The organism is Superficieibacter sp. HKU1, from assembly GCF_029319185.1.
GTDB lineage: Bacteria > Pseudomonadota > Gammaproteobacteria > Enterobacterales > Enterobacteriaceae > Superficieibacter.
On sequence record NZ_CP119754.1, the window covers coordinates 2615341 to 2641946 of the forward strand.

The following is a 26606-nucleotide window of genomic DNA, read 5'->3' on the forward strand; positions in this document are numbered from 1 at the left end:
TCCTCAGCGAAGCGGCAATATCTACTAAGCGAAGCGGTAATTAAATGTTTGTGGTAATTTGACGGCCTGTATTTTTAGACTAACTTTAAGTACTGAAAGCAGTCGATATGCATCATAAGTATCGATTATATGTCTAACATACAGTGGAGATATATTATGGCTGAACATCGTGGTGGTTCCGGTAACTTTAAAGACGATCCGCAGAAAGCTTCCGAAGCCGGTAAGAAAGGTGGACAAAGCAGCGGCGGCGGCGGTAACTTCAAAGACGATCCGCAGAAAGCTTCTGAAGCCGGTAAAAAAGGCGGTCAGAGCAGCGGCGGTAAAAAATAAGGCTGCTGAATAACGCTTGAAAGCAATGTAAATTTATAACTGAAAATACATTATTTTTATAGCTGCAATGGCGAGTCGTTATTGGCTCGCCAGATTCAAAATCTCCCCTCCTTGCCGTAATTTCACGCCATAAAACCAGTAATAAGTTATTCCTTTTTATTACGGTTATTCAACTTATCCCGGAGAATGATCATGACTAATCAAGAAAATTATCTTGACTGGTTACGTGACGCGCACACCATGGAAAAATGGGCGCTGGATCATCTTCCCGACGTAACGCAGCAGTTTCTTCTATGCTCTGAAGCGCCCGGTGTTGAAGCCAAAAAGTAATCGCAACGGTTTACCGCTAACAAAAGAAAAGGTCACGCCTGAGCGTGACCTTTATTTATATGTTTTAGTGGGCCTTAAAAAAAGCAATGCGACAGGAGCCACCCAGTGCATTACTTTAATGCCGACTAAAACAACTCTGCCGCCTGGTGTTGGCGTAACAGCAGAGTCAGGTGAAATCTTACGCGCATAAATAAATTTATCAATCAAAACAATCATATTGATCGTCATAACCGATCAATAGTATAAAAAACAATCACCTTAAAAACTTTCACGTTCGCTCACGATTGATTTCTGTTAGTTATCATTAACCATCATAAATATTTCATTGGTTATCATTTTTCACGACAGGGTTAACAATTTTAGTTAAAGCAAGAAAACGGGCTTCTCTGCCTTCACTGGCATCAGAAAGCGCTGAAGCGGCTGCCGGACATGGCTGAATAATGTGCAGATTTAACCTATTATCTGGTCACTTTTATATAACAGGGTAATAATTAAGCAAATAAAAACCAATAACGCCAACAGGCCTTAAGGGTAGAAAAGTCTAAGAGGTTTACGTAAATCAGGGAAGTGAATAAAAATAAAATGGACTGACCTCGCGGAATATTCCAACTAGCTACCAATCCATGGCGACGAGGTCAGTGCGCTGGATAATATACAGTCCATTACTACTATTTTTAGCTCTGCGTGCTTAGCAAAGCTAATTTTAAACAATTAATAAAAAAAGCGTCATTTATTCAAAATGTCATTCAACGCGTTGATCGAATAATCATCGATTCTTTTAGATGATACTTAAGACACCCTATCAGGTACAAGAATAAATCCATAAAGACATCCTCAGGTCTTTCTCATGCTGACCTGAGGATGACGATTTACTTATCTTTATAAGGGTCTTCTTTATGATCGTTACTGCTATCACGCGTGCGCGGGATCTCACCGTGATCTTTTGGGTTACCGGTGACCGGACGGTCCTCTTCTTTTTTGCGATCGCGGTCGGCGTGGTGCTGGCTCATTTCACTTCCTCCATTTAGCCTGTGTTAGTAAAGCCTGGAAGAAAAAACACGTTTTAACAAGAAATTATCATTATAATGAAGGCCGATTCTGACATCTGACAACCGAAACCGACTAAATACAATACCCTGCTGGTTGAGGCATTTTCTTACCACGTCAATGTTCTGCGTTTCCATACGGTAACGTTTTTCTTTTTTTCCTGTGCCAGCAATGTGCGATTAACCGAGAACCACGCCGCCAGTGATAACAATACGCAGATTGCCGCCAGGAGCCACACATGCTCGATAAAAAAGAACGCCAGCAAAAATACCGCGGCAGGAACAGCCGCTGCGATACCGGCCAGCATTCGTATTTTTGTGCGGGCTTCGCGCGAGACATAGTTATTTATTTTATGAGCATGGCAATGCTCACAAACCTTAGCCTCGCTGGGGATAAGCTCATTGCACGAAGGGCAATGAGTATAGGCTATGGGTGCTTCTGTCATATTTCTCTCCCGATGCGATGAGTTACTTTTCAATTTTTAAATTGGAACTCAATACTACATTTTTTTTACCGCGCTTTTTTTAGAAGCGCACGAAAGGTAAATAAACATAGTTCATTGCAAGAGCACGACAATTGCTGATGTAATCAAAATAATGCTTTTATAACAACAGGTTAATCTTTACCTTCGTTATAAAAAACAGATCTTAGCTGGTTATTTTTTAAGAAAATTCTAGCATTTCAAGGGATTATTATTTCAGTGTTCATGGCAGCTAATATCCAATGCATTGTAAATTGATTTCCCTGTCAACGTCCAACACCTTTTAAATCGTAGCCGCACTTTTCCTACCATAAATGGTGGATGAATTCATTTACTCTTTCATTCGAAGGCGGGTAACGGCTATAAAGAGTGACTCAGAAGAGGTACAGAAACAAAAAGCATATAGCCAAAAAAAGATACATATAGATTAGTCTTATATTCAAAGTTATAGTGACATCTTCCGGCGGTGTCGTCAGAGGATGAAACATCAGACATGTATTTCATTCAGGAGAGAATAATGTCCACGTTTGCTATCATCGCGATACCCTTTTTTGTCGTTTCGGTCGTTTTTCTGTTGTTAGCCTTCCGGCAGAGACAAAAGGTCTGGTTTATCCTCGGCGGCGTATTTATGGCGTCCTCGCTGGTTAATGCGGTGATAGGAATGGCGGTACAACATTAACGTTTATAACAGGGGATTTATGAGATTAGGTATTGCTTTTCCAGTGGTCATCTTTTTTGTGGCGGTAGCGTTTCTGACGTGGTTTGTTGTTGGCGGCTATGCCACGCCAGGCTCATAACGCTATGCAGCTAACCAGCACGCGATTACTGTTAAGACCATTGACTACCGGGGATGCCGACGATCTTTATCGTATTTACGGCGATCCTGAAACAAATACGTTTAACCCCGTCGGTCCCTATCCCAGTCTTCATTATGCGCAACAACGGCTCGCCGTATGGATAGCGGAATACGAGCGATATGGTTATGGCAACTGGGCTATCGCGTTGCGTGAAACGCCGGCACGGATCGTGGGTTTTGCCGGGATAACGGTCAGGGAGCTTGATGGCGCGTTGACGCATAATCTGGGCTATCGTTTCTCGCCTGAGACATGGGGGAAAGGCATCGCCAGCGAATTTTGCCATTTCGCCGTGCGCTACGCGTTTACCACACTTGATTTGCACGAGCTAACCGCGGTGGTCAGGCCCGCACATCTGGCCTCACAGCGGGTGCTGGAAAAAGCAGGCATGATAAAAACCGCGACGGTAAATGATGTTCCGGATGCGGCTCCCAGCCTGGTCTATCGCCTGACCTCGTTAAAATGGCGGGAATATTGTTCACGCCAGCCTGGCGGCAGGTAACCGCCAATCCGCCAGATCATTACTGCTTTGCCAACGCCTGCCCTGCCAGGCGCGCAATCGCCTGCAAACGCTGTGAGTTATATCCTGCCCGTGATTTGGCTGAAAGGCCGGCCATAACTGTTCCCACGAAGTCGGTAAGCCGCTCTGCATCCTCCGGGTGACGTTCGGCGATATAGCGGCGAATGAGCGTCTCGGCGGCGGAATGAAAACCGCAGGCGGCTTCACGAGCAGAAGGATCGTCGCAGTGCGTCCCTTCCAGCACCAGGCATCCCGCGGCATCAGGGTTGGCCGCATAAAGCGTGGCGGCCTCTTCCAGCACGCGAGCCAGGCATTCCGCAACCGGCCTGTCGGCGCGCAAGAGCGTCTGCAACGGGATGGCGCCAGTACAGGCATAGCGATCCAGCACCCGCGTATACAACCCCATTTTGCTACCAAATGCCGCGTAAAAGCTCGGCGGCTTAATGCCGAAAGCGTCGGTAAGATCCGCAATGCTGACCGCATCATAGCCGCGTGAATGAAATAATTGCTGAGCCGTCGCGATTGCCTCTTCGGGATCAAAGCGACGGGGACGGCCCGGAGTACGACCTAATTTTTTAGTCATCGATACATAATTCCTTGACAGGCTTCTTCTCTGAATCATATTGTAACGGTCACTACAATATGATTCAAGGAAACGCGCATGTCTGTATTTCAACATAAATCGGTTCTGGTGCTCGGCGGCAGCCGGGGAATTGGCGCGGCCATCGTACAGCGTTTTGCCGCTGAAGGTGCTTCTGTGGCCTTCAGCTATGCCGGCTCGCGCGACGCGGCATTGCAGCTGGCGAAAGAAACGGGCAGCACCGCTATTCAGGCGGACAGCGCTGACCGGGAGGCCATCATTAAGCTGGTACGCGACGCCGGGCCGCTGGATATCCTGGTAGTCAACGCCGGGATCGCCCTGTTTGGCGATGCGCTGGAGCAGGATCCTGACGCAATAGACCGCCTGTTCCGGATCAATATCCACGCACCGTACCATGCCTCCGTGGAAGCGGCGCGCCAGATGCCGGAAGGCGGACGGATTATCGTGATTGGTTCCGTCAACGGCGACCGGATGCCCATTCCGGGCATGGCGTCTTATGCCGTCAGTAAATCGGCACTGCAAGGCTTAGCGCGCGGACTGGCGCGTGATTTCGGTCCACGCGGGATCACGATCAATATTGTACAGCCCGGCCCGATCGATACGGATGCCAACCCGGCTGAGGGGCCGATGAAAGAACTGATGCACAGCTTTATGGCGATCAAACGCCACGGACGTCCTGAAGAGGTGGCGGGAATGGTGGCCTGGCTTGCCGGACCGGAAGCATCATTTGTGACCGGCGCGATGCATACCATTGATGGGGCGTTTGGCGCGTAGCGCAGTCGATCACTGCGCCCAGTCAGGTTTGTTGAGGATGTGATCCTGCCAGTCATGTACTTCAGACTCACGCACGGCGATGTGGCGTACGGAAATGCGCTCGCCGTGCATGGCCGCCTTCGAGCCGGTCAACAGCGGGTGCCAGTGCGGCAGGTCTTTACCTTCAGCCAGTAAGCGATAGGCGCAGGTATGCGGCAACCATTCAAAGGTAGGCAGGTTTTCGCGCGTTAATTTAATGCAGTCCGGCTCATAGTCAAAACGACGCTCATAGTTGCGGCACTGGCAGGTCTTGATGTTGAGCTGGCGGCAGGCGACATTGGTGAAGTAGATCTCATCGGTGTCTTCATCCATCAGCTTATGCAAACAGCACTGTCCGCAGCCGTCACACAGTGATTCCCACTCTGTGTCAGACATCTCGTCGAGGGTTTTGCTTTGCCAGAAGGGTACATTGCTCATAAAGACGTCCACGATTAAGATTCAGGGTGCACCTTATAACCACTCTGGCACCCTGATGCAAGTATTGCCGCCGGAAACAACGGCAAGAGCGCGTTACAGCACGCGGGTGGTCAGCGAATTGCCGTTAAAACTCACCTCAAGCTCGTCGCCGCTTTGTAGCGGGCCAACGCCGTCCGGCGTGCCGGTTAAAACTACATCACCGGCTTTCAGCGTAAAGAAGCGGCTCATATAAGCAATCAGCGGCACGATTTTGTGGATCATATCCGCAGTGGTGCCCTGCTGGCGAACCTGACCGTTCACTTTCAGTCCCAGCGGGGTAGCCTGCGGGTCGCCGCTAAATTCTGCCGCCGGAATAAAACCGGATAGCGGACACGAATTATCAAAGCCTTTGGCTTTTTCCCACGGTTGACCCGCCTTCTTCATTTTCCCCTGCACGTCGCGCAGAGTAAGATCGAGGGCAACACCATAACCAGCAATCGCTTTAGCGACGTGTTCTTCCGAGGCCTGACGAAGCGTAGCCCCAATCAGCACCGCCAGCTCCACTTCATGATGCACCGAGCCATAGCCCTGAAGCAGCACCAGGGGCTGACGGATGTCGCATAGCGCCGTTTCAGGCTTGATAAACAGCACCGGCTCTTCCGGCACGTCACTGCCCATCTCTTTTATATGCTTCGCGTAATTACTACCAACACAGACCACTTTGCTAACCGGGTAATCCAGCAGAGCGCCCTGCCAGTTATGATGCTGATACATATTTTCCCCTACAGTTAATCAAATGTTCGATTGACATTATTTTTTGTCTGCCGACGCCAGATGCTGCTTGAGTAGATTTTCCGGCGGTGGCGGAAGTTGTAAATAATAGCCCTGCTCCGTTAATGCCTGCTTCACTTTATCCAGATCCGCACCGGCTAATTTCTTGCGACCGTCGAGCGGCAGAAGCATCGTGAGTTGCGGCTTGCCAAAGCCGTCCATCAGTTCAGGCGGCACGCGCGAGAAATCGTCCTTTTTTTCAACATACAAATAGGTTTGCTCGCGTCGGGTGCTTCTGTAGATCACACAAAACATAACTTTTACTCTGAATTAAGAGGGAGGTGGCTTGCCTCAATATAATAGTGACTATAACATGCCAGAGAGTCTTCGGAATATCATCCCACATCGGCGATGGTAAAAAGCAAATTGAGTAAGGCCAGGATGTCAAACACGCCAATCGAACTTAAAGGAAGTAGTTTCACCTTATCAGTGGTTCATTTGCATGAGGCAAAGCCGGAAGTTATTCGTCAGGCGTTAGAAGACAAAATCGCTCAGGCACCGGCGTTTTTACGTCATGCCCCGGTTGTGGTTAACGTAAGTACGCTGGAGGCTCCCTTCGAGTGGTTGCCCATTCAGAAAGCAATAACAGCAACAGGTTTGCGTATCATCGGTGTGAGCGGCTGTAAGGACCCTGCACTTAAGGCAGAAATCGACAGAGCGGGTTTTCCTCTCCTGACTGAAGGTAAGGAAAAAGTGGTCCGCTCTGCCCCTGTTGAAGTGGAGACGCCACCGCCAGCGGCTGTTACTCCCATCGCAAAAACACGACTGATTGACGTTCCGGTTCGTTCTGGTCAGCGCGTCTACGCTCCACAGTGTGATTTGATTGTCACCAGTCATGTCAGCGCGGGTGCGGAATTAATTGCCGATGGAAATATCCACGTGTATGGCATGATGAGAGGACGCGTTCTCGCAGGTGCCAGCGGTGACAGAAATGCACAAATATTTTGTACGCACCTGACGGCGGAATTAATTTCCATCGCCGGGCAGTACTGGCTGAGCGATCAAATACCAGCCGAATTTTACGGCAAAGCCGCGCGTTTACGTCTGACGAATGATGCTTTGTCGATCGAACCCTTAGAGTAATCCCTTTTAACAAGGAATTTTTATGGCACGCATTATTGTAGTTACTTCGGGTAAAGGGGGCGTTGGCAAGACTACCTCCAGCGCGGCCATCGCTACAGGTTTAGCCCAGAAGGGTAAAAAAACCATCGTTATCGATTTCGATATCGGCCTGCGTAACCTGGATTTAATCATGGGTTGTGAGCGCCGCGTGGTATATGATTTCGTTAACGTGATTCAGGGCGATGCCACGCTGAATCAGGCCATGATTAAAGATAAGCGCACGGATAACCTCTATATCCTTCCCGCGTCGCAAACGCGTGACAAAGACGCATTGACCCGCGAAGGCGTAGAGAAAGTGCTGGAAGAGTTGAAAGGGATGGATTTTGATTTCATCGTCTGCGACTCCCCTGCCGGTATTGAAACCGGGGCGCTGATGGCACTCTATTTTGCTGATGAAGCGATCATCACCACCAACCCGGAAGTTTCTTCGGTCCGTGACTCAGACCGTATTCTGGGTATTCTGGCCTCAAAATCCCGCCGAGCAGAAAATGGCGAAGATCCGATTAAAGAACATCTGTTATTGACCCGCTACAACCCAGGGCGCGTGAACAGAGGTGATATGTTAAGCATGGAAGACGTACTGGAAATCCTGCGCATCAAATTAGTTGGTGTGATCCCGGAAGACCAGTCTGTTCTGCGCGCTTCCAACCAGGGGGAACCTGTGATTCTGGATACGATTTCAGATGCGGGTAAAGCATACGCCGATACGGTGGATCGCCTGTTGGGAGAAGAACGCCCTTTCCGCTTCGTTGAAGAAGAGAAGAAAGGTTTCCTCAAGCGCCTGTTCGGAGGATAAGTTATGGCATTACTCGACTTTTTTCTGTCACGGAAAAAGAATACGGCTAACATCGCTAAAGAGCGATTGCAGATCATTGTAGCGGAACGTCGTCGTAGCGACGCCGAGCCGCACTACTTGCCGCAGCTGAAACGCGATATTCTGGAAGTGATTTGCCGCTACGTGCAGATCGACCCTGAAATGGTCACCGTGCAACTGGAACAGAAGGGAGATGATATCTCTATTCTGGAACTGAACGTCACTCTGCCTGAAGCGGAAGAGTCAAAGTAGCCGCAATCGTACCGGGCGGTCTCTTCCGCCCGGTGCCCTTCCTGGTTTAACTACGCGGATACTCCGCCAGCAGCGCCAGCAATGGCTCGCTCATCAGTTCCCCACGCCAGCCAGAAATCAGTTCAGGTAATAACGCCGACGTTTTAAGTTTCCAGTGCCAGTTAAGTAACTGGTTAATCTGACGACGGGACGCCAGCAGCTCAGCGCTAAGCCCTTTGGCCACGCTAATGTCCTGAACAATTGTCTTAATGTCTTTGAAGACTTTGCGGTAACCGGGCATGTCCATCAGGTTCAGGAGCGGCTCCGGCAGCGTCTCTTCCGCCATAGCCTGCGCTTTTTCCACCAGGCTCAGCAGCGTTTTGCCGTGGAAGCGAATTTCGCTGCCTGACAGACCCAGGCCGTCCAGCTCGCCGAGACTGCCTGGCATATAGCGCGCCACGGCCCACAGGTGTTCTTCACGAACCACGAAATTAACCGCCATATCACGGTCCCGCGCTTTACGTAAACGCCACGCCGCCAGCAGTTGCAGGCAGGCCAGCTGACGAGGACGCAACTGCCAGGCATTAGTAATGTCACGCCACGCGTCGTCGGGTTCGAGAATATCCTGACGGCGGTTTTTCATCAATTCACATTCGTCCAGCGCGGCGGACAGCCAGCCCGCGCGGTCGGTTTCGGCCAGCAGCTGATGGGCGACAGGCAGTAAATACCAGACGTCAGCCGCCGCGTAATCACACTGGCGCTCGGTTAGCGGACGGGCCAGCCAGTCGGTGCGCGACTCGCTTTTATCCAGCTTCAGACCGGTAAATTCTTCAACCATGGCGGCAAAGCCCCACGATCCAGGACGGCCACAAAATGACGCCAGGATCTGCGTATCGATGAACGGCTGCGGCATCACGCCAAATTCATTGAGAAAGACTTCCAGATCTTCGCTGCCCGCGTGAAGGTATTTAATCACTTCATTGTTCTGTAATAGCGCCCGCATCGGCGACCAGTCGGTAATGCCGAGCGGGTCGATCAACGCCACGCGCTGTCCATCAAACAGCTGAAGTAAACCCAGCTGCGGATAGTAGGTACGCGTACGCACAAACTCGGTGTCCAGCGCGATAGCCGGGGCATTGCGCGCCTCTTCACACAGGGCGAGTAGCGCGTCATTGGTGGTGATCATCTGGTAATTCAAATCATAGTCTCTTAACTTGCGCCCATAAAAAACGCCGGATTAACCGGCGTCTGGCGACGTGATCGTGGCTCAGGCTTTATTGTCCACTTTACTGCGCGCTTCGTCACGCAGTTCTCGTCGCAAAATCTTACCGACGTTGGATTTTGGCAGCTCGGCACGAAACTCTACCTGTTTCGGCACCTTATAGCCAGTTAACTGGCGGCGACAGAAGGCGATCAGGGAATCTTCGCTGAGCGTCTCGTCTTTCTTAACCACAAAAATCTTCACCGCCTCGCCGCTGCTGCCGGACGGTACGCCGACCGCTGCCACTTCCAGCACGCCCGGATGCTGCATCACCACATCTTCAATCTCATTCGGGTAAACGTTAAACCCGGAGACGAGGATCATATCTTTCTTCCGGTCGACGATGCGCAGGAAACCTTCATCATCCATTACTGCGATATCACCGGTGTGCAGCCAGCCGTCTTTGATGATTTCATCCGTCGCATCCGGACGCTGCCAGTAGCCCAGCATCACCTGCGGACCTTTAATGCACAGCTCACCCGGCTCGCCAGATGCCACTTCGTTATCGTCATCATCCACCAGCTTCACTTCGGTGGACGGCACCGGCAGGCCAATGCTGCCGCTGTGGTAATCAATATCATGCGGGTTAACGCTCACCAGCGGTGAACACTCGGTCAGGCCATAGCCCTCCAGCAGATATTGTCCGGTCAGTTTCACCCAGCGGTCGGCCACCGCCTGCTGCACCGGCATTCCGCCCCCCGCAGAGAGATGCAGCGTGGAAAAGTCGAGCTGCTGGAACTCTTTGTTATTCAGCAGCGCATTGAACAGCGTATTAACGCCAGTCATCGCGGTGAAAGGATATTTCGCCAGCTCTTTCACCAGGCCCGGAATGTCACGCGGGTTGGTAATTAAGACGTTTTGCCCGCCCAGTTCAATAAACAGCAGGCAGTTCATGGTCAGGGCGAAAATGTGGTACAGCGGCAGCGCGGTGATCACCAGCTCGCTGCCGCGATGCAGAAGCGGCCCATAGGTAGCATTGACCTGCTCCAGGTTGGCCAGCATGTTGCGGTGGGTCAGCATCGCGCCCTTCGCCACGCCGGTCGTGCCGCCGGTATATTGCAGGAAAGCCAGATCCTCGGGCACCAGTTCCGGCTTAACGTACTGCATGCGGTAACCGTTATGCAGGGCGCTGCGAAATGAAATCGCATCCGGCAGGTGATATTTCGGGACCAGCCGCTTGACGTATTTGACGACAAAATTCACCAGCGTGCCTTTGGTCGCCGAGAGCTGGTCGCCCATACGGGTCAGAATGACGTGCCTGACCTGGGTTTTGTTAACCACTTTTTCCAGGGTATGCGCAAAGTTTGAGACAATGACAATCGCCGTCGCGCCGCTGTCATTAAGCTGATGCTCAAGTTCGCGCGGCGTATACAGCGGGTTAACGTTCACCACCGTCATCCCGGCACGCAAAATGCCAAACAGCGCCACCGGATATTGCAGCAGGTTGGGCATCATCAGCGCAACGCGGTCGCCCTTTTTCATCCCCAGCCCTTGCTGTAGCCAGGCAGCAAATGCCCTACTACGCTCCTCCAGCTTGCGGAAGGTCATCACCTCCCCCATGTTGACGAAGGCAGGCTGGTCAGCATAGCGGTTCGCTGAATGTTCAAACAGTTCGATCAGGGAATGATAACGGTCAGGATTGATCTCCGCGGGGACATCCGCGGGATAACGGTTTAACCAAACCTTTTTCAATGCATCACCTCTAAAACCAGAATTTGTCGTCATCACAACCCCAGATAATAAACAAGCCGTTAACATTATATTAACTCAGCGTACCAGTTTATTAATCAACCAGAATTCAGGTTGCGAAGCGCGTCACTATTTATTTTTATTGTTCAGGTTGAGCATAAAGAAGCAGCGGACCGGCCGCTGCTTCTTTGCTTTATATTACAGTGAGTTACTCGGTAACTACACTCTGTACCTGGGCCGGGCCAGGGTTATACCAGCCACCGTAGCCCCAGCCCCACGGGTGCGGCCCCGGTCCCCAGAACCAGGGATCAATCGGCTGCGGCGGCAGCATAACCTGCTGCGTTACGCGCCAGCGTTTGTAACCGTTGACCTGCATGACCATAAATTTGTAAGGCGTGTTACCCACCTTGCCTTCAGCCGTACCGGTAATCGGCCCGACGACGGTAACGAGCTGGTTGCGGAAATCGACCGGGTCGAGAAAGCCGCTGACATCCGCGTAAATACGGCCACGCGACGGTTCACCCAGAACCGGACGTGCGCCGTCATCCAGTGAAACCGTCGCAATTTCCAGCCGGGTCTTGCCCTGCTGGTTTTCAATACCGACCACTTTCCCGCCGAAGCGTGCCTCCTGGCCCACGTAAAGCTGTGGCGCATTCATTACCCGGACCAGATCCTGCTGTGGAGTGGGACTGGAGCCTTTAATGGCATCAGGAATAGTGACACATCCGCTTAATGCCATGGCCAGCGCACCCGCGGCTATCCAGCGTACACTCTGTTTTTGAACCGCCATGATACAACCTCTTTTACTGAGTCTCTGTTACTGAGATTCATTCCCGGCCAGGAAGTTTCTTCCATGCGACTTCATTACGTAAATAGATCGGCTCCGCCGCCTCGACCGCGACGGTTTGCTGACGAGCCAGTCGCTGACAGGCCAGCGGTAGCATATCTTCGGCAACCGGCAGCAGGATCTCGCCGTCGGTCAGAGTAAGTCCGCAGCCCTGAGCTAAATCAGGCCATGCAGGCCAGCCAGTGCCTACGGTAGCCCAGTTACCGCTCAGGTTTTTCAACCGCGCGTTAACCGCGTCTGGTTTGAGTACGGATTCGGTCTCTTCGCCGTGCCAGACGCCCTCTTCATCGCGCTGATACTCTGCCCAGTAGACCTCGCCCATGCGGGCATCAATGGCCGCCAGCACGCGAGTGGCGCCGGTTTTGCGCCAGGCCCCCTGCGCCATCGTCATTAACGTCGAGATGCCGATCATGGGCAGGTCAGCACCCAGCGCCAGACCCTGAGCGATGCCAATGCCAATACGCACGCCGGTAAAGCTACCCGGCCCGCGCCCAAACGCCAGCGCGTCGAGATCCGCCAGCGTGACGCCGCCGTCGCTCAGTTGCTGCTGTACTAAAGGCAAAATACGTTGCGTATGTTCTCGTGGACACAGTTCAAAATGAGCACCGGTTTTACCGTCATTCCACAGGGCAACGGAACAAGCCTCGGTGGCGGTATCAATAGCCAGAATTCGCATGGGGATCGCGTCTTACACTCCAGATCAATAAATTGGGCTTATTTTACCACAGCCGCGCGTGAATTACCGCGCTGGCGGAACGGCCAGAAAACGCACGGCGCGGCTAATGTCGCGGGTGCGCGGCGTCGGCGGCAGGCTGGCAAGAAAAACCGCGCCGTAGGGACGCATCACCAGCCGGTTGTCGCAGATCACCAGCACGCCGCGATCGTCGACGTCGCGGATCAGACGCCCCACGCCCTGCTTGAGGGTGATCACCGCGTCCGGGAGCTGGACCTCATCAAACGGATCGCCGCCGCGCAGACGGCAATCTTCCATTCGCGCTTTTAACAGCGGATCTTCCGGCGAGGTAAACGGCAGTTTATCGATAATCACCAGCGACAGCGTATCGCCGCGCACGTCCACGCCTTCCCAGAAGCTGCTGGTGGCTACCAGCAACGCGTTTCCGGCGCTGACGAACTGCTGCAAAAGCTGCCCCTTGCTGGTTTCACCCTGCAGCAAAACCGGCAGCGTCATGGTGGCGCGGAACTGCTCGGCCAGATCGCGCATCATCGCGTGCGAGGTACAAAGCATAAAGCAGCGGCCATTGTTGGCTTCAATCATCGGCTTGAGCATCGCCGCCAGCTGGCGCGCTGCGCCGGGCTGGTTGGCGGTTGGTAAATTACGCGGTACGCACAGCAGAGCCTGATTCGCGTAGTCAAACGGGCTTGACAGCAGCAGCGAATGAGCCTCATCAATGCCGAGCCGCGAGGTGAAATGGTGGAGGTCGTCGTTTACCGACAGCGTGGCGGAGGTAAAAATCCAGCTGCCGGGCTTCTGCGCCATCACCTCTTTGAATTTGTCCGCCACCGTCAACGGCGTCAGCGCGAGGGTAAAATGACGCGAGTTACATTCATACCAGTAGCTATAGCCTGGCTGGTTAATCTCTTTCAGCCGCTTTAACCGGGCGCGGTACAGCGTGGCGCGCTCAAAAGCAGCATCCAGCAGCGCCGAGCGCCCCAGCGAAAGTTTCGCCACGTCGTAACAAAGTTCAAGCGCATCATCAAGCAGCAGCAGCGCGCGCTGAATATTGGCGTCAGCTAAAAGCTCGCGCAGGTTGCCGCGATAGCCAGGCTCGCCCAGTTGCAGACGAAAATCCTGCGCGCTTTGCGCCAGCCGGTCGGCGCATTTTTGCAGCTGTTGGGTATCTTTAACCTCGGTCCGGTAGGCAATGCTGATGTCCTTCGCCAGATCCAACAGCTGACGGCTGGAGAGCGACTGCCCAAAATACTGGCTGGCGATATCCGGAAGCTGATGCGCTTCGTCGAAAATCATCACATCCGCCTCGGGGATGAGTTCACCGAAGCCGCTGTCTTTAACCACCATATCGGCGAGGAAAAGATGGTGGTTTACTACCACCACATCGGCGTCCATCGCTTTCTTACGCGCCTTCACCACAAAGCAATCTTTATACAGCGGGCAGTCGCTGCCCAGGCAGTTGTCGTTAGTGCTGGTGACCAGCGGCCAGGCCTGGGAATCTTCCGCCACGCTGGCGCAGGTGCTGATATCGCCGTCAATGGTATTGTTGGCCCACGAGCGCAGGAGGATCACGTCGCTGAGCGTCTGTACCGGCAGGTCACCGCCCGCCAGCGCCTGCTGCTCCAGACGTTCAAGACACAAATAGTTAGAGCGCCCTTTCAGCAGCGCCAGCCTGCCGGTAAATTCCAGCGCTTTCGAAACGGTAGGCAGGTCGCGACTATAAAGCTGATCCTGCAACGCTTTTGAGCCGGTGGAAATAATGACTTTTTTTCCCGCCCGCAAGGCAGGTGCAAGATAAGCGTAGGTTTTCCCGGTCCCGGTCCCCGCCTCCACCACCAGCGGCTGCGTTTTCTCAATCGCCTCCGCTACGGCCACCGCCATCTGGCGCTGTGGCTCTCGCGGCTTAAAGCCCGGTATGGCTTTGGCTAACTGGCCGTCTGTTGCAAAATCGTCCGTCACGCTACCCCCTGGTTAAATCGCCAGTGATTATGTCAGGGGACAGCCGCTTTAGCCAGCCGAAGAGATGACGAAACGCAGACAATATGGCAGTCTTAAGCACTATCTATGAGAATTTAAAAAGGAAATCCCATGACCATTACCCGTATCGACGCCGAAGCACGCTGGTCAGATGTCGTTATCCACAATCAGACGCTGTATTACACCGGCGTACCGGAAAATCTTGATGCCGATGCTTTCGAACAGACGGCCAACACGCTGGCGCAGATTGATGCGGTGCTGGTGAAGCAAGGCTGCGATAAGACTAACATTCTGGACGCTACGATTTTTCTCGCTAATGCCGATGATTTTGCGGCGATGAATAAAGCGTGGGACGCCTGGGTAGTGGCAGGCCATGCCCCGGTGCGCTGTACCGTACAGGCGACGCTGATGAAGCCGCAGTATAAGGTTGAGATTAAGATTATTGCGGCGGTGTAATGTTATTTCTGTCATAGCGGCATTCGCTGCTATGACAGCGAACTCATAAACCGGAACAACCTTTACTCCATATCCAGAAAATCATCATATTCACTATAGTGGTTCAGCGCCCTGATGATCTCCCCTGCACTGGCTTCCGGCTTCTGCTCGATGGCTAATTCCACCACGCTGCGAAACTGATCCCCGGCATACGCATAATGCAGCGTAACGCCATCCACCTGAAACGTTAGCGGATCGTCCTCTCCCGTTTCAGGACCGGCAATAAAAACCTGCTCGCCCGCCTGAAAAGGCTCCTCGCTGGCGGAATAAATAGCGTAGTCAGTGTCCGTTTCCTGCCGGGATTTAACGCAGTCGATCAGTTCTTCCAGAGTAAAGAAGGCATCCAGTTGAAAGGTTTTCAGGCGCGGACCGTCGGGCTGAAATTCCACGCTCGCGCCGAGCGCGACCAGTGCCTCTTCCAGCGGGCGCAGGCGGATATGAAAATCCTCACCGGCAACGATCGGCAGTTGAGCGACAAACGCCATCACTTCAGAGAGGGGAAGGTTCAGCGTTTTGCGCAGGAGATGAATAACCTTGAGTTTTTGCGGACCTGTAGCAGTGATAACGAGACGCCCCTGCTGCCACGCCGCCGGATCGGGTGGCGCACAGAGGTCTTCTTCCTCTTCACGCGCCAGCCTTTCGCTGCGGACGTCGGACCAGAACGGCGACTGAGCGTCGGGAAGCGTATCGAGGTACTGCAGAAATGCAGCGTCATCGTCTGCCGCATCACGCAGGGCCAGCAGCCGCTCGCTAAAGCTGGCAAGCGTCGGCGCAATGCGTTCAGCATTCCAGCGTCCTGCGCCGTGAGGGGCATAATAGACCGGAAAGCCCTGAGCGGATTCACTGGAATCGATAAAAAAAGGATCGTCAAAGCCGTTAAGCGCGATGACGTACCAGCCGGGCTGCCACTCGCCCGCACGGCTGGCGGTCAGGTTCTCTCCCGTGATGCCATGCACGCGAAAACCACGCTGTTGCGCCTCCCACCGCTCAGGCGTTGAGTAGTGAAAAGGCAGTGTCATCTCGCCGGGCGTTACGGCTGCATCAAGAAACGCGTGGATGGCATCGGGTAAAGCAGCGTGAGACATACGAGTTACTCGTCTTCATCCTCAAAGCGCGCGACGATCCGCTCGCCGGTGTGCGTTGCACGTAGTTCATCCGCCACCTGGGAAATGGCCTGACCGCTGCTCATGCCCTGCGCCATCAGTTCCTGGATACGCTCGACCGCTTTCTGCTGCTGCTCATGGCTGAGCGAAGGTAAACCTGCAAACATGACATACTCCTGCTACATTATTGGCGCTTATTATTCCATGCTGTCCGGCGCATAGCCAGCAGGACAGCAAAGAGTCAGGTATCATGAACACGCATTCTCCCACCGTTATCACTTTACCGTGGCACCCGGACGCCGCCGAACGTTATTTCTCCGCGATTAGCCATCTGCCGTGGGCGATGCTGCTGCATTCAGGCCATGCCGATCATCCGCACAGCCGGTTCGATATTCTGGTCGCCGATCCGCGCACAACGCTGATTACCCGGGGCGAGACCACCCTCATCGCCAGCGACGGAGAAGAACGCCGTTCCCGGGACAATCCGTTAACCCTGCTGCAAAACGTGCTCGACGCGCTGCATTTGCAGCCTGGGCCTCAGGACGATCTGCCTTTTCAGGGCGGCGCGCTGGGGTTATTTGGTTATGATTTAGGACGACGTTTCGAGACGCTGCCAACAAAGGCTGAAGCCGATATTCCGCTGCCGGATATGGCGGTGGGGATTTATGACTGGGCGTTGATTGTTGACCATCAGCGCCTGCGGGTCACGCTGCTCAGTCATGGTAATGTCAATCAGCGGCTGGCCTGGCTGGCAGACAGACGCTTACCGGAACCGGCGGATTTCCGCCTGACCTCCGGCTGGCGGTCAAATATGACCCGCGCCCGGTACGGGGAGAAGTTCCGCCAGGTACAGGAATACCTGCACAGCGGCGACTGCTATCAGGTGAATCTGGCACAGCGTTTTCAGGCTCGTTATGAAGGCGATGAATGGGCGATGTTTTGCCAGCTCAATGCCGCCAATAAAGCGCCTTTCAGCGCCTTTTTACGCCTTGATGAAGGTGCAATTCTCAGCCTGTCGCCGGAGCGCTTTATCCAGTTGCGTGATGGTCATATCCAGACCCGGCCCATCAAGGGTACCCTGCCTCGTCTGAATAGCGCCGAGGACGATGCGCAACAGGCGGCAAGACTGGCCCGTTCGCCAAAAGATCGCGCCGAAAACCTGATGATTGTCGACCTGATGCGTAATGATATCGGACGCGTCGCCGTTCCCGGCACGGTAAAGGTCCCTGAACTGTTCGTGGTTGAACCGTTCCCGGCGGTGCATCATCTCGTCAGTACCGTTACTGCAACACTGCCAGAACATTTACACGCCAGCGATCTGCTGCGCGCCGCGTTTCCTGGCGGATCAATTACCGGCGCGCCGAAAGTACGGGCGATGGAGATCATCGACGAACTGGAGCCGCACCGTCGCAATGCCTGGTGCGGCAGCATCGGCTATCTGAGCCTGTGCGGCAATATGGACACCAGCATTACTATCCGTACCCTGACGGCGTATGAAGGCCAGCTATACTGTTCCGCAGGCGGTGGTATTGTGGCGGATAGTCAGGAGGACGCCGAATACCAGGAAACCTTTGATAAAGTAAATCGTATCCTGCAGCAACTGGAGAAGTGATCCGTGGATGTTCCCAATCTGACGCTTGATGATTTTCTGTCGCGCTTTCAGCTCTTACGCCCTCAGCTCGGTCGCGGCACGCTTAATAGCCGTCAGGCGGCGGTATTGATCCCCGTCGTTCGCCGGGAACAGCCGGGACTATTATTGACGCAGCGCTCCCCTCACCTGCGCAAACATGCCGGACAGGTGGCCTTTCCCGGCGGCGCGGTGGATGCCAGCGATGCCTCTTTGATTGCTGCCGCGCTGCGCGAAGCGCAGGAGGAAGTCGCCATTCCACCTGACGTGGTCGACGTGATCGGGGTGTTACCGCCCGTCGATAGCGTTACCGGGTTTCAGGTCACGCCGGTGGTCGGCATTATTCCGCCCGACCTGCCATGGCACGCGAGTGAAGACGAAGTTGCCGCCGTATTTGAAATGCCGCTGGCAGAAGCCCTGCGTCTGGGCCGCTATCATCCTCTCGATATTCACCGACGCGGTAATTCGCATCGCGTCTGGCTCTCCTGGTATCAGCACTATTTTGTCTGGGGCATGACCGCTGGCATTATTCGTGAGCTGGCGCTACAAGTGGGAATCAAACCCTGACTATAGTTGTGATGGCGGGGGGCGGTACTCATTAGTAAATCAGTGGTTACTCATTAGTTTAATTCATGTGAATAGTCGGGCTGAAATTGCCGTTCCCTCTTACACTAAGCCCAATTTTTACATCGTTACTGAGAATCAGTAACCCTGTCAGGAGTACATACCGTGATTAGTCTATTCGACATGTTTAAGGTGGGGATTGGCCCCTCATCTTCCCACACTGTAGGGCCAATGAAGGCCGGTAAACAGTTCGTCGATGATCTGGTCGAAAAAGATCTGCTGACAAGCGTCACTCGCCTGACCGTCGATGTTTACGGCTCGCTGTCGCTGACCGGTAAAGGTCACCACACTGATGTCGCCATTATTATGGGACTGGCGGGTAATCTGCCGGCCACCGTTGATATTGACAGTATTCCGGCGTTTATACGCGACGTCGAAACGCGCGGTCGCCTGCTGCTGGCGCACGGGGCGCATGAAGTGGATTTCCCCGCTAATGACGGGATGCATTTTCGCAGCGAAAACCTGTCGCTGCATGAGAACGGCATGCAAATTCACGCGTGGAACGGCGATAAGGTTATTTACAGCAAAACCTATTATTCCATTGGCGGTGGCTTTATCGTTGATGAAGAGCATTTTGGTCAGGATGCCAGCAGCGAGGTTAACGTACCGTTTCCGTTCAAATCGGCGAAAGAGATGCTGGGCTACTGTAAAGAAACCGGCCTGTCGCTGTCCGGTATGGTGATGCAGAACGAACTGGCGCTGCACAGTAAAAAAGAGATCGAAGACTATTTCGCCGACGTCTGGCAGACGATGCGCGCCTGTATCGATCGCGGTCTGAATACCGAAGGCGTGCTGCCGGGTCCGCTGCGCGTGCCGCGTCGCGCCCCCGCCCTGCGTCGGATGCTGGTGTCCAGCGACAAGCTGTCTAACGATCCGATGATCGTTATTGACTGGGTAAATATGTTTGCCCTGGCGGTGAATGAAGAAAATGCCGCAGGCGGACGCGTGGTTACCGCGCCGACCAACGGAGCGTGCGGTATAGTGCCAGCAGTCCTGGCGTATTACGACCACTTTATCGAGTCGGTCAGCCCGGATATTTATATTCGCTACTTCCTCGCCGCAGGCGCTATCGGCGCGCTGTATAAAATGAATGCCTCCATTTCCGGTGCTGAAGTGGGTTGCCAGGGTGAAGTGGGCGTCGCCTGCTCAATGGCTGCGGCGGGTCTGGCTGAGCTGCTGGGCGCGAGCCCTGAGCAGGTCTGCGTTGCCGCAGAGATTGGCATGGAGCATAACCTGGGGTTAACCTGCGATCCGGTTGCCGGCCAGGTTCAGGTGCCGTGCATTGAGCGTAATGCTATCGCTTCGGTTAAGGCGATTAACTCAGCAAGGATGGCCATGCGTCGCACCAGCGAGCCGCGCGTTTCGCTCGATAAGGTCATCGAGACGATGTACGAAACGGGTAAAGATATGAACGCTAAATACCGCGAAACCTCACGCGGAGGCCTGGCGATCAAAGTGCAGTGTGATTAACCCCTTCTTTCGCCCACCTGTCACAGGTGGGCAACCTGTTCGCTATTTTCTCGTCGCATTAGCCTTTCCGCACTACAATTTTAGCTAAGGTACCGCTGGCACCTTCGCCAGTTTCGCGAGAATGATCCAAACCAACTATGCAGACAGCGCAGCGGATTATCGTCAATTACCAGCGTAAACGATTTATCGTCAGCGCCATCGTGGCACTGGTGACGCTGAGTCTGACATTAGGCATACGATTTATTTCGCAGCGTAGCCTAAATCAGGAACGGATCCACGAGGCGGCGACGCAGGCCGTATCGACGCTTGATAAAATCCTGCTCCCCCTGGAAGATGGCCGGGAAGAAATCATACATCTTGTGGGATTGCCCTGTGATGAAGCACAGCCGCTGATCCGTAAAAAAGCGGCGGTACTGCAAACCGTGCGCTCGATTGCGCTGGTGAAGTCCGGGATCCTGTACTGCTCCAGTATTTTCGGCAGCCGCGACATGCCGGTAAATCAGCTACAGCCTGCGCTGCCTGCCAGCGAAGCGCGATTGCTACTCTCAACCGATCAGTCCTTGTTGAAAGGCTCGCCGATCATGCTGCAGTGGTATCCGGTCTCGGCTGATGGCGAAGACGGCGTGATGGAAAGTATTAACATTGAGTTGCTGAGTAGTCTGATCCTCAGTCCGCGCGCCCCGCTCATCTCTGCCCTGAGCCTGACGTTAGGCGATCGGCACTATATAGACGGTCTCGGCGTCGTCGACCGGCTGCCGGAAGATCCGGATCATCCTTTTTACCGTCTGGCGTCGGCACATTTTCCGTTTACCATCAACGTCAGTACCCCCGGTGCCACCGCGCTGGCGCTACGCGATTTGCCCGGTCAGCTTCCGCTGGCACTGATCCTCAGTAGCCTGCTGGCGTGGATCGCCTGGCTTGCCACCGCGGGACGGATGAGTTTTAGCTGGGAAATTAACCTGGGGATCGCCGCCAGGGAATTTGAGGTTTTTTGCCAGCCGCTACTCAATACCCGAAATAATCAATGTACCGGCGTGGAAATTTTGCTGCGCTGGAATAATCCCCGTCAGGGCTGGATTTCACCGGACGTTTTTATTCCGATTGCTGAAGATCATAATTTAATTATTCCCCTGACGCGGTACGTCCTTGCTGAGACCATGCGCAATCTGGCCGTTTTCCCGGCAGACAGTCATTTTCATATTGGTATCAATGTAGCCGCCTGTCATCTGCGCCGCGGGATGCTGCTGAAGGATTTGAATCACTACTGGTTCAGCGCCCATCCACCGCAACAACTGGTTGTGGAGTTGACCGAGCGTGCCGTACTGGACGATGTGGATTACCGTCTCGTGCGCGAGCTGCATCATAAAGGCGTTAAACTGGCGATAGATGACTTCGGTACCGGCAACAGTTCACTGTCGTGGCTGGAAAAGCTGCGTCCCGACGTGCTGAAAATAGATAAGTCTTTCACCGGCGCGATTGGCACCGATGCGGTTAATTCGACGGTAACGGATATTATTATTGCCCTTGGGCAGCGGTTGCGTATTGAACTGGTAGCGGAAGGCGTGGAGACGGAACAGCAGGCGACGTATTTACGTCAGAACAACGTGCAATTATTGCAGGGCTATCTGTATGCCCGGCCCATGCCACTTGCCGAGTTTCCAAAGTGGCTGGCGGAAAAGTCCTCTCCGCCAGCACAGCATGAGCGTCATCCGAATCCAATTATGCCGCTACGTTAACGATTACTCTTCTTCATCGTGTTCTGAAGGTTCTTTAACAACGCGAACCAGGTCGACGCGATAGTCATTGGCTTTAACAATAGTGATCCGCAGCGGAGCCAGTTCAATCACCTCGCCTGCGGCAGGAATATGACCGTTTACCGCGATCACCAGACCGGCAACCGTGGCGATATCGTCTTCATCGTTAACCAGGCTATCCAGCTCCAGCGCATGTTGTAGCGCATGAAGATCGGTTCCGCCCTTCACCAGCCAGCCATCGCCATCGGCAATGATTTCCGGTGTTTCATCCGCATCCGGGAACTCGCCGGCAATCGCTTCCAGCACGTCCAGCGGCGTGACCAGCCCCTGCACCACCCCGAACTCGTTGGTCACCATAACAAAACTGCCGCGCGCACGGCGCAGCACGCCTAACAGGTTGATGGGATCCAGCGTCTCGGGAACCACGATCGCCGGAGAAGCAGACGCCATCGCCGCAACGTCTTCACCCGCTTCCAGCGCCACCAGCAGCTCTTTTGCCCGTACGATACCAATCACCTCATCCAGCTCGCCCCGGCACACCGGGAACAGGCTATGCGGTGAGGAAAGAAGCTGTTGGCGGATGGCCTCAGCGCTAAGGTTGGCATCCACCCAGCTAATGTCTCCGCGCGGGGTCATAATGCTGCGCAGCGAGCGGGAAGCCAGCGTAAGAACGCCGTTGATCATATAACGTTCTTCGTCAGCAAAGGCTCCTTCCGGGATCGGAACGTGGGTATGGCTGTCCGACTCGCTTTGGGTACCGTTACGTTTGCGTCCGCCCATCAGACGCAGGATCGCGTCGGCGGTGCGGGCGCGCAGCGGCAGCGTTGACTGATGACGGATAAAGTTACGACGCGCCACCTGGTTGAAAAATTCGATAATAATCGAGAAGCCGATCGCCGCGTACAGATAGCCTTTCGGAATATGGAAGCCAAACCCTTCTGCCACCAGACTCAGGCCGATCATTAACAGGAAGCTCAGGCACAGCACCACCACGGTCGGATGCTGGTTAACAAAGTGGGTTAACGGTTTTGACGCCAGTAGCATTACCGACATCGCGATCACCACCGCCGCCATCATCACCGGCAGATGATTGACCATACCAACCGCCGTAATCACCGCATCAAGGGAGAACACCGCATCAAGAACGACGATCTGTAATACAACCACCCAGAAACTGGCGTAACCTTTACCATGTCCGCCGTCATGCTGGCGATTTTCCAGCCGCTCGTGAAGTTCCGTCGTCGCTTTAAACAGCAGGAACAGGCCTCCCAGCAGCATAATTAAATCGCGGCCAGAGAAGGCGTAATCCCAGACGCTGAAAAGCGGTTTGGTAAGCGTCACCATCCACGAGATAACCGACAGCAGCCCCAGTCGCATGATCAGCGCCAGCGACAGGCCGATTAAACGGGCTTTATCTCGCTGTTTAGGCGGCAATTTATCCGCCAGGATGGCAATAAAGACCAGGTTATCAATGCCAAGAACGATCTCAAGGACGACAAGCGTAAGTAGCCCGACCCAGATTGAGGGGTCCATTAACAATTCCATGATCTGCTCCTGCTGGCGACGTGTTTAGTCAACGCCAGGGGTAATTCAGGCGTGACAACGACGAAAGGAATAATGAACGGGTGACGGGTGGCACGAGCGTGCGTGAATGTAAAAAGACGTCGGTGACGGTCCATATGACGGGCAGCTGCCCTGTTCTCCTGCTATGTTAAACGAAAGGTAAACATAACAGACAGAAATAACATTTGGCAAAGATTTACCTGTCTTTGCAATCTGTGCGATTTTTTGCGCTGCGAAATTAATATCCGTACAAATTTAAATTACGGATCTTCATCACATTATTTATTTTTTTACTAACTAAAATAATTCACTGTAGTAATCATTTTGGGCCAGAGCAGAGATCTGAATCGATTCGGTTTCTGACGACGATTCGCAATGCATCTTATTAGTCGATGTATTAACGATAATAAAGGAGGTAGCAAGTGACGATTGCTATTGTAATTGGTACACATGGTTGGGCTGCAGAACAGCTGCTCAAGACGGCAGAAATGCTGTTGGGCGAGCAGGAAAACGTCGGCTGGATTGACTTTGTCCCGGGCGAAAATGCAGAAACGCTGATTGAGAAGTACAACGCTCAGTTAGCGAAACTTGATACTGCTAACGGCGTGCTGTTTCTCGTCGATACATGGGGAGGCAGTCCGTTCAACGCTGCCAGCCGCATTGTCGTCGATAAAGAGCACTATGAAGTTATCGCTGGCGTCAATATCCCGATGCTGGTCGAGACATTAATGGGTCGCGATGACAATCCGACGTTTGATGAACTGGTTGCCCTGGCGGTCGAAACGGGTCGTGAAGGCGTGAAAGCGCTGAAAGCGAAACCGGTTGAGAGTGCCGCGCCAGCCCCTGTTGCAGCAGCGCCACGCGCGGCGGCACCGGTGAAACCAATGGGTGCAAATGACTATATGGTCATTGGCCTTGCGCGTATTGATGACCGCTTGATTCACGGTCAGGTCGCTACCCGCTGGACGAAAGAAACCAACGTTCGTCGCATCATCGTCGTCAGTGACGAAGTCGCGGCAGACACCGTGCGTAAAACCCTGTTAACCCAGGTTGCGCCTCCTGGCGTAACGGCGCACGTGGTTGACGTTGATAAAATGATCCGCGTTTACAACAACCCAAAATATGCGGGTGAGCGCGTCATGCTGCTGTTTACCAATCCAACCGACGTTGAGCGTCTGGTGGAAGGCGGCGTGAAAATTACCTCCGTTAACATCGGCGGCATGGCATTCCGCCAGGGGAAAACTCAGGTCAATAACGCCGTTTCGGTCGATGAGAAAGACATCGACGCATTCAAAAAACTTAACGAACGTGGCATTGAACTGGAAGTCCGTAAGGTCTCCAACGATCCGAAACTGAAAATGATGGAGCTGATTGGCAAAATCGGTAAGTAACGCGTCGCGCTGGTTATCATTCAATTTTCATATTTTAGTCTTACGTTTATAGGAGAAGTACAATGGAGATTACCGTTCTTCAGATTGTGCTGATATTTATCGTAGCGTGTATCGCGGGTATGGAGTCGATACTTGATGAATTTCAGTGCCACCGTCCGCTGGTCGCCTGTACCCTCGTTGGTATTGTTCTTGGGGATATGAAAACCGGTATTATTATCGGGGGTACGCTGGAAATGATCGCCCTTGGCTGGATGAACATCGGTGCTGCGGTTGCACCTGATGCCGCGCTGGCATCTATCATTTCTACCATTCTGGTTATTGCCGGTCACCAGGGTATCGGTGCGGGTATCGCGCTGGCTATCCCGCTGGCAGCGGCAGGCCAGGTTCTGACCATCATCGTTCGTACTATCACCGTTGCTTTCCAGCACGCTGCAGATAAGGCGGCTGAAAACGGCAACCTGACGGCACTCTCCTGGATCCACGTCTCTTCCCTGTTCCTGCAGGCGATGCGTATCGCGATCCCGGCGGTTATCGTCGCGGTTTCTGTCGGGACCAGTGAAGTTCAGAACATGCTGAACGCTATTCCGGAAGTGGTCACCAGCGGTCTGAATATCGCCGGTGGTATGATTGTGGTCGTTGGTTATGCGATGGTCATCAATATGATGCGCGCAGGCTACCTGATGCCGTTCTTCTATCTGGGCTTCGTGACTGCGGCCTTTACCAACTTCAACCTGGTTGCGCTTGGTGTTATCGGCGCGGTGATGGCAGTGCTGTACATTCAGCTGAGCCCGAAATACAACCGTTCCGCAGGAGCCCCGGTTCAGGCGGCTGGTGCAAACGATCTTGATAATGAACTGGACTAACAGGTGAGCGAAATGGTTGATATCACTAAAACTACCACCGAGAAAAAACTGACTCCGGGTGATATTCGTGGCGTGTTCCTTCGTTCTAACCTGTTCCAGGGTTCATGGAACTTCGAACGTATGCAGGCGCTGGGCTTCTGTTTCTCCATGGTACCGGCGATTAAACGCCTGTATCCGGAAAACAACGATGCGCGTAAACAGGCTATCAAACGTCACCTGGAATTCTTTAACACCCATCCTTACGTTGCCGCGCCGGTTCTCGGCGTAACGCTGGCGATGGAAGAGCAGCGTGCTAACGGCGCTGAGATCGACGACGGTGCCATCAACGGTATCAAAGTAGGTCTGATGGGGCCGCTGGCAGGCGTAGGCGACCCGATCTTCTGGGGCACCGTACGTCCGGTGTTTGCCGCGCTGGGTGCCGGTATCGCGATGAGCGGCAGCCTGCTTGGGCCACTGCTGTTCTTCATCCTGTTTAACGTAGTGCGTCTGGCAACCCGTTATTACGGCGTCGCTTATGGCTACCGTAAAGGGATCGATATCGTTAAGGATATGGGCGGCGGCTTCCTGCAGAAACTGACTGAGGGGGCGTCAATCCTCGGCCTGTTTGTTATGGGGGCACTGGTCAACAAATGGACACATGTGAATATTCCGCTGGTGGTATCGCGGATCACTGACCAGACCGGTAAAGAAAACGTCACCACGGTTCAGACGATCCTCGATCAGCTGATGCCGGGCCTGGTGCCTCTGCTGCTGACTTTCGCATGTATGTGGCTGCTGCGTAAGAAAGTTAACCCGCTGTGGATCATCGTTGGCTTCTTCGTCATCGGTATCGCCGGCTATGCTGTTGGCCTGCTGGGTTTGTAATTCAGTATTATCCTGCC

The 26606-nt window shown here is 53.5% G+C and carries 32 protein-coding genes; 17 read left to right on the forward strand and 15 right to left on the reverse strand.

All coding sequences use genetic code 11. The features are described from left to right. Positions 1–156: 156 nt before the first annotated feature. Both P0H77_RS12535 and P0H77_RS12540 read left to right on the forward strand, forming a co-directional pair. Positions 157–330, forward strand: coding sequence for a KGG domain-containing protein (locus tag P0H77_RS12535; protein ID WP_276157232.1), 174 nt, complete (start codon positions 157–159; stop codon positions 328–330). Between the two features lie 192 nt (positions 331–522). After that, complete coding sequence (locus tag P0H77_RS12540; protein ID WP_276157233.1) at positions 523–660, forward strand: hypothetical protein; 138 nt, start codon at positions 523–525, stop codon at positions 658–660. 51 nt (positions 661–711) lie between these two features. Here P0H77_RS12540 and P0H77_RS12545 read toward each other — a convergent pair whose 3' ends face one another. The 3 genes from P0H77_RS12545 to P0H77_RS12555 form a co-directional block, all read right to left on the reverse strand. After that, positions 712–888 (reverse strand): hypothetical protein, encoded by a 177-nt coding sequence (locus P0H77_RS12545; protein ID WP_276157234.1) that lies wholly within the window; start codon positions 886–888, stop codon positions 712–714. 641 nt (positions 889–1529) lie between these two features. After that, the gene (locus tag P0H77_RS12550) at positions 1530–1670 is read right to left on the reverse strand and encodes a hypothetical protein (RefSeq protein ID WP_276157235.1); all 141 of its coding nucleotides are present in this window, start codon (positions 1668–1670) and stop codon (positions 1530–1532) included. Positions 1671–1816: 146 nt separating this feature from the next. Beyond that, positions 1817–2152 carry a hypothetical protein gene (locus P0H77_RS12555; protein ID WP_276157236.1) on the reverse strand — a complete coding sequence of 112 codons (336 nt, stop codon included), beginning with the start codon at positions 2150–2152 and terminating at the stop codon, positions 1817–1819. 553 nt (positions 2153–2705) lie between these two features. Here P0H77_RS12555 and P0H77_RS12560 point away from each other — a divergent pair. The 3 genes from P0H77_RS12560 to P0H77_RS12570 are packed head-to-tail and all read left to right on the forward strand — an operon-like array spanning position 2706 to position 3544. Then, complete coding sequence (locus tag P0H77_RS12560; protein ID WP_276157237.1) at positions 2706–2867, forward strand: hypothetical protein; 162 nt, start codon at positions 2706–2708, stop codon at positions 2865–2867. A 19-nt stretch (positions 2868–2886) separates the two neighbouring features. Then, positions 2887–2985, forward strand: coding sequence for a YoaK family small membrane protein (locus P0H77_RS12565; RefSeq protein ID WP_103675988.1), 99 nt, complete (start codon positions 2887–2889; stop codon positions 2983–2985). A gap of 4 nt (positions 2986–2989) precedes the next feature. Beyond that, entirely contained in the window at positions 2990–3544 is a 555-nt protein-coding gene (locus tag P0H77_RS12570; RefSeq protein WP_276157238.1) for a GNAT family N-acetyltransferase, read from the forward strand. A 19-nt stretch (positions 3545–3563) separates the two neighbouring features. On the opposite strand, the gene P0H77_RS12575 is transcribed toward P0H77_RS12570, so the two are convergent. Further along, positions 3564–4145 carry a TetR/AcrR family transcriptional regulator gene (locus P0H77_RS12575; RefSeq protein ID WP_276157239.1) on the reverse strand — a complete coding sequence of 194 codons (582 nt, stop codon included), beginning with the start codon at positions 4143–4145 and terminating at the stop codon, positions 3564–3566. Between the two features lie 78 nt (positions 4146–4223). Between P0H77_RS12575 and bdcA the strand changes: the two genes are divergently transcribed. Then, positions 4224–4937 (forward strand): SDR family oxidoreductase, encoded by a 714-nt coding sequence (gene bdcA, locus P0H77_RS12580; protein ID WP_276157240.1) that lies wholly within the window; start codon positions 4224–4226, stop codon positions 4935–4937. A gap of 9 nt (positions 4938–4946) precedes the next feature. Here bdcA and P0H77_RS12585 read toward each other — a convergent pair whose 3' ends face one another. The 3 genes from P0H77_RS12585 to P0H77_RS12595 all read right to left on the reverse strand — a co-directional run bounded on the left by P0H77_RS12585 (position 4947) and on the right by P0H77_RS12595 (position 6458). Then, positions 4947–5393: a YcgN family cysteine cluster protein gene (locus tag P0H77_RS12585; RefSeq protein WP_276157241.1), complete on the reverse strand. Its 447-nt coding sequence runs from the start codon at positions 5391–5393 to the stop codon at positions 4947–4949. A 93-nt stretch (positions 5394–5486) separates the two neighbouring features. After that, the gene (locus tag P0H77_RS12590) at positions 5487–6146 is read right to left on the reverse strand and encodes a fumarylacetoacetate hydrolase family protein (protein WP_276157242.1); all 660 of its coding nucleotides are present in this window, start codon (positions 6144–6146) and stop codon (positions 5487–5489) included. A 36-nt stretch (positions 6147–6182) separates the two neighbouring features. Next, the gene (locus P0H77_RS12595; RefSeq protein ID WP_276157243.1) at positions 6183–6458 is read right to left on the reverse strand and encodes a YcgL domain-containing protein; all 276 of its coding nucleotides are present in this window, start codon (positions 6456–6458) and stop codon (positions 6183–6185) included. 126 nt (positions 6459–6584) lie between these two features. On the opposite strand from P0H77_RS12595, the gene minC reads away from it, so the two are divergent. From minC to minE, 3 genes are read left to right on the forward strand one after another with little or no spacing between them, the layout of a single operon-like run. Continuing rightward, entirely contained in the window at positions 6585–7286 is a 702-nt protein-coding gene (gene minC, locus P0H77_RS12600; RefSeq protein WP_276157244.1) for a septum site-determining protein MinC, read from the forward strand. 22 nt (positions 7287–7308) lie between these two features. Next, positions 7309–8121 (forward strand): septum site-determining protein MinD, encoded by an 813-nt coding sequence (minD, locus tag P0H77_RS12605; protein WP_176918827.1) that lies wholly within the window; start codon positions 7309–7311, stop codon positions 8119–8121. A gap of 3 nt (positions 8122–8124) precedes the next feature. Then, positions 8125–8391 carry a cell division topological specificity factor MinE gene (minE, locus tag P0H77_RS12610; protein WP_049840897.1) on the forward strand — a complete coding sequence of 89 codons (267 nt, stop codon included), beginning with the start codon at positions 8125–8127 and terminating at the stop codon, positions 8389–8391. 46 nt (positions 8392–8437) lie between these two features. Here minE and rnd read toward each other — a convergent pair whose 3' ends face one another. The 5 genes from rnd to P0H77_RS12635 all read right to left on the reverse strand — a co-directional run bounded on the left by rnd (position 8438) and on the right by P0H77_RS12635 (position 14817). After that, on the reverse strand, positions 8438–9556 hold the full coding sequence (gene rnd / locus P0H77_RS12615) for a ribonuclease D (protein ID WP_276165122.1): 1119 nt from the start codon (positions 9554–9556) through the stop codon (positions 8438–8440). A gap of 81 nt (positions 9557–9637) precedes the next feature. Beyond that, a complete protein-coding gene (gene fadD, locus P0H77_RS12620) occupies positions 9638–11323 on the reverse strand; it encodes a long-chain-fatty-acid--CoA ligase FadD (RefSeq protein ID WP_276157245.1) in 1686 nt (561 codons plus the stop codon). A gap of 205 nt (positions 11324–11528) precedes the next feature. Continuing rightward, positions 11529–12110, reverse strand: coding sequence for a Slp/YeaY family lipoprotein (locus P0H77_RS12625; protein WP_276157246.1), 582 nt, complete (start codon positions 12108–12110; stop codon positions 11529–11531). A gap of 37 nt (positions 12111–12147) precedes the next feature. Then, entirely contained in the window at positions 12148–12843 is a 696-nt protein-coding gene (tsaB, locus tag P0H77_RS12630) for a tRNA (adenosine(37)-N6)-threonylcarbamoyltransferase complex dimerization subunit type 1 TsaB (RefSeq protein ID WP_276157247.1), read from the reverse strand. Positions 12844–12906: 63 nt separating this feature from the next. Then, positions 12907–14817: an ATP-dependent DNA helicase gene (locus P0H77_RS12635; RefSeq protein WP_276157248.1), complete on the reverse strand. Its 1911-nt coding sequence runs from the start codon at positions 14815–14817 to the stop codon at positions 12907–12909. A gap of 129 nt (positions 14818–14946) precedes the next feature. Between P0H77_RS12635 and P0H77_RS12640 the strand changes: the two genes are divergently transcribed. Then, positions 14947–15291: a RidA family protein gene (locus P0H77_RS12640; protein WP_276157249.1), complete on the forward strand. Its 345-nt coding sequence runs from the start codon at positions 14947–14949 to the stop codon at positions 15289–15291. 62 nt (positions 15292–15353) lie between these two features. Here the strand turns inward: P0H77_RS12640 and P0H77_RS12645 are convergent, their stop codons facing one another. Together P0H77_RS12645 and P0H77_RS12650 are read right to left on the reverse strand one after the other, a co-directional pair. Beyond that, on the reverse strand, positions 15354–16415 hold the full coding sequence (locus P0H77_RS12645) for a hypothetical protein (RefSeq protein WP_276157250.1): 1062 nt from the start codon (positions 16413–16415) through the stop codon (positions 15354–15356). Between the two features lie 5 nt (positions 16416–16420). Next, the gene (locus P0H77_RS12650; protein ID WP_276157251.1) at positions 16421–16600 is read right to left on the reverse strand and encodes a YoaH family protein; all 180 of its coding nucleotides are present in this window, start codon (positions 16598–16600) and stop codon (positions 16421–16423) included. A gap of 83 nt (positions 16601–16683) precedes the next feature. Here P0H77_RS12650 and pabB point away from each other — a divergent pair, with 83 nt between their 5' ends. From pabB to P0H77_RS12670, 4 genes are all read left to right on the forward strand, one after another. Then, entirely contained in the window at positions 16684–18045 is a 1362-nt protein-coding gene (pabB, locus tag P0H77_RS12655) for an aminodeoxychorismate synthase component 1 (RefSeq protein ID WP_276157252.1), read from the forward strand. 3 nt (positions 18046–18048) lie between these two features. Beyond that, entirely contained in the window at positions 18049–18627 is a 579-nt protein-coding gene (locus tag P0H77_RS12660) for a CoA pyrophosphatase (protein WP_276157253.1), read from the forward strand. Positions 18628–18789: 162 nt separating this feature from the next. Further along, complete coding sequence (sdaA, locus tag P0H77_RS12665) at positions 18790–20154, forward strand: L-serine ammonia-lyase (protein ID WP_276157254.1); 1365 nt, start codon at positions 18790–18792, stop codon at positions 20152–20154. Positions 20155–20291: 137 nt separating this feature from the next. After that, complete coding sequence (locus tag P0H77_RS12670; protein ID WP_276157255.1) at positions 20292–21890, forward strand: EAL domain-containing protein; 1599 nt, start codon at positions 20292–20294, stop codon at positions 21888–21890. A gap of 3 nt (positions 21891–21893) precedes the next feature. On the opposite strand, the gene yoaE is transcribed toward P0H77_RS12670, so the two are convergent. Beyond that, positions 21894–23453: a CNNM family cation transport protein YoaE gene (gene yoaE / locus P0H77_RS12675; RefSeq protein ID WP_276157256.1), complete on the reverse strand. Its 1560-nt coding sequence runs from the start codon at positions 23451–23453 to the stop codon at positions 21894–21896. 440 nt (positions 23454–23893) lie between these two features. Here yoaE and manX point away from each other — a divergent pair, with 440 nt between their 5' ends. The 3 genes from manX to manZ all read left to right on the forward strand — a co-directional run bounded on the left by manX (position 23894) and on the right by manZ (position 26589). Beyond that, entirely contained in the window at positions 23894–24862 is a 969-nt protein-coding gene (gene manX / locus P0H77_RS12680; protein ID WP_276157257.1) for a PTS mannose transporter subunit IIAB, read from the forward strand. Positions 24863–24924: 62 nt separating this feature from the next. Further along, positions 24925–25725 (forward strand): PTS mannose transporter subunit IIC, encoded by an 801-nt coding sequence (gene manY / locus P0H77_RS12685; RefSeq protein ID WP_176918842.1) that lies wholly within the window; start codon positions 24925–24927, stop codon positions 25723–25725. A 12-nt stretch (positions 25726–25737) separates the two neighbouring features. Then, positions 25738–26589, forward strand: coding sequence for a PTS mannose transporter subunit IID (gene manZ, locus P0H77_RS12690; RefSeq protein ID WP_176918843.1), 852 nt, complete (start codon positions 25738–25740; stop codon positions 26587–26589). Positions 26590–26606: the final 17 nt, after the last annotated feature.